Source organism: Methylobacterium sp. WL19, assembly GCF_008040005.1.
Lineage (GTDB): Bacteria > Pseudomonadota > Alphaproteobacteria > Rhizobiales > Beijerinckiaceae > Methylobacterium > Methylobacterium bullatum.
In genome coordinates this window covers 1-2,534 of sequence record NZ_VRVC01000246.1, presented here as the reverse complement: position 1 = coordinate 2,534, position 2,534 = coordinate 1, and the positions used below count along the sequence as shown (strand labels likewise).

The following is a 2,534-nucleotide window of genomic DNA, read 5'->3' as shown; positions in this document are numbered from 1 at the left end:
CGCCTGGGGCGGCGGTTGGCCCGGATCGGCCGGCCGGCCCTGCGGAGCGGCGGCTGTGCCCGACAGGGCACGGATGGCCGCCTGGGTCTGGGGCGTCGCCGCCCCGTCGGTCGGCCCGGAATAGAAGCCGCGCCGGGCGAGATTGCGCTGGATCGCGGCCACGAGATCGGGGGGCTGGCGGCCGAGATCGTCGGTGAAGGTGCCTATGGCCAGCGGCAGCCTGGCCGCCACCGTGTCCATGTAGATGTCGGCGGCCTTCTGCGGGTCTTTCGGCACGCCGCTCTCCGCGTCGGCGTAGCAGCCGGCGATCCAGAAGAGTGTCGACCAGGAGTTCAGATAGTTGTTCCGGATCGCCACCGGGTTCGCCTGAAAGGCGAGCCCGTAGCGACAGCCGCGCTTCAGGTCGTACTGGCCGCGCCCGCGGTTGAGCAGGAGGTCGGTCATGCCCCGCTGGGCGCCCGGATAACCGAGATCGGCGGGCTTCTGATAATAGCTCAGGGCGGTAGCGGCATCGGCCTTGACGGGGTTCTTGACGTAGATCCCGGCCCATTCGGGATTGTAGAGGGCGCCCATGAACGAGCGGGCGGAGATGTCGCCGGCATCCGCCGCGGCCTTCAGCTTGTCGAAGGCGGCCTTGTCGCCATCCTTGCCGGCTTTGTCGAGGAGGTCGAGATAGGTCTTCTCGCTCTCCTTGCTGTCGGCCGGCTTGCCCCATTCCCCGGCGGGCTTCAGCACCGCGAGTGCCAGGCCGGCCGCGAGGGCGACCGCCACCTGTGGCAGGGCGAACCAGGCGAGACGGTAGCGCGCATCCGCGTACCAGAGCGCGGCGTGCGCGCCGAGCCGGTCGGTCCCGCTCACGACTTCGCCTTCATGTAGGCGCGCAGGGCCGTGATGACGGCGGGGTTGCGCTTGTTCTCGACGGGGAGCGTGTAGAAGCCGCGCGCCGTCAGCTCGGCCTGGAGGGCGCCCCAGAACGGGCCGCTCCAGCTGCCCGCCTCCTCGAACAACAGCCAGAAGGTGACCTGGTCGTCCTTGAGGTCGACGCCGCGCAGGGCGAGGGCGGCCGCCTTCTTCGGATCCTTGGCGACGTTGCCCCAGCCTTGATCGTAGATCGAGGCGGCCTCACCCGCCGCCATGACGTTGCCGGCGGCCGCGGCGCGCTCGTAATAGGCGACGGCGACCTGCGCATCCGGCGCGAAGACCTGTCCCTTGTTCCGCACCGGATTGTACAGGCGCGCATAGGCGATCTGCGCGTCCGCGTCGCCGGAATCGGCCCGGGCCTTGAGCTGCGCCATCTTCCCCCGGTCTCCGGCCATGGCGGCCCCCGCCAGGGCCGTGACTTCCGGGTCCGGCCCGCTCGGTGCCACCTTGCGCGGCTCGGGCCTCGGGGCTGCGACGGTGTTCTTGATCCCGGCCTCCACCTGGAGGGCCGTGACGATGGCGGGATTGGCGCGCCCGTCCACGAGGCCGATATAGCGCCCGGACTTGGCGAGATGGCGCTGGATCCCCGCCACCAGGGCCGGGCTCTGCATGCCGAGATTGTTGACGAAGGCGTCGATGGTCGGCTGGTGCTTGCGCCACAGCACCGCGGTCACCAGCTCGCCCGCCCGGACGGGATCCTGCGGCAGGCCGCTCTCGGGCTCGACATAGCATTTGGCGAGCTTGACGGTGACGCGCTCCTCGCCGGTAATCGTCCGGTTGAGCGTCTCCGGGTCGTCCATCCAGGTCTGGGCGAGGCGGCAGCCGCGCTTGAGGTCGCCATTGGGGTTGGCGGGGTCGAGGAGCACGTCGGCCAGGCGCGTGATCGCCAGGAGGTCGCCCGCCGCGGCGCCGGGAGCATAGAGGGCGGCGGCCCGGGAGAAGTCGTTGGGCGACGGCTTCTTCGGGAAATAGGCGGCGGTCAGCGGGTCGTAGAGCGTGCCGAGTTTGGTCGCGGCGTCGATCTGGTTGCGCGTGGCCGCGGCGGTGAGTTCCTGGAACGCCTTGAGGTCGCCCTCCTTGCCGGCCCGGTCGCGCAAGGTCGTCAGCTCGGCCACCCGCGCCTTCGAGACCGTGGCCGGCTGTCCCCATTCCCCCTGCGCGGCCAGGGACAGGCACAGCCCCGCCAGCCCCAGCGTCACCACCTGCGGCAGGCCGAACCAGGCCAGGCGGTAGCGGGCATCGCCGTACCATAGGGCCGCGTGTGCGCGCAGCCACTCGTCTCGCGCGTTGCTCATGGTCTCGATGGGCTCCGGGCCGTTTCGTTCGCCTGGGCGAAGCGTCGGATCGCGGCGATGACCGCGTCGTTGCGGCGGTTCTCGACCGGGTTGGTGTAGATGCCGCGCGCGGCGAGCGCCCGCTGGAGCGCTCCCCAGAAAGCGGGGCTCCAGGTCGCGCCGAAGACCGGGTCCGTCAGAAAGAGTTGGTAGCCCGGATCGAGCTCGAGCTGGCGAAGGATGAGGGAGGCCGCCCGGTCCGGGTTCTTCTCCAGGGCGCCCGCGCCCTTGTCGTAGAGACCCGCCGCCTGGGCGGCGGCGTCGCGGGCGCCGGCCGCT

The 2,534-nt window shown here is 71.0% G+C and carries 2 protein-coding genes and 1 pseudogene; all 3 read right to left on the bottom strand.

From position 1 onward, the window contains the following. On the bottom strand, nucleotides 1–858 hold an 858-nt coding region (locus FV220_RS24770; protein WP_147833560.1), incomplete at its 3' end, for a peptidoglycan-binding protein. Further along, the gene (locus FV220_RS24765) at nucleotides 855–2,216 is read right to left on the bottom strand and encodes a hypothetical protein (protein ID WP_018043943.1); all 1,362 of its coding nucleotides are present in this window, start codon (nucleotides 2,214–2,216) and stop codon (nucleotides 855–857) included. The genes FV220_RS24770 and FV220_RS24765, both read right to left, overlap by 4 nt. Continuing rightward, nucleotides 2,213–2,534 (bottom strand): annotated as a pseudogene (locus FV220_RS25715) (hypothetical protein); the annotation flags it as partial. The gene FV220_RS24765 and the pseudogene FV220_RS25715, both read right to left, overlap by 4 nt.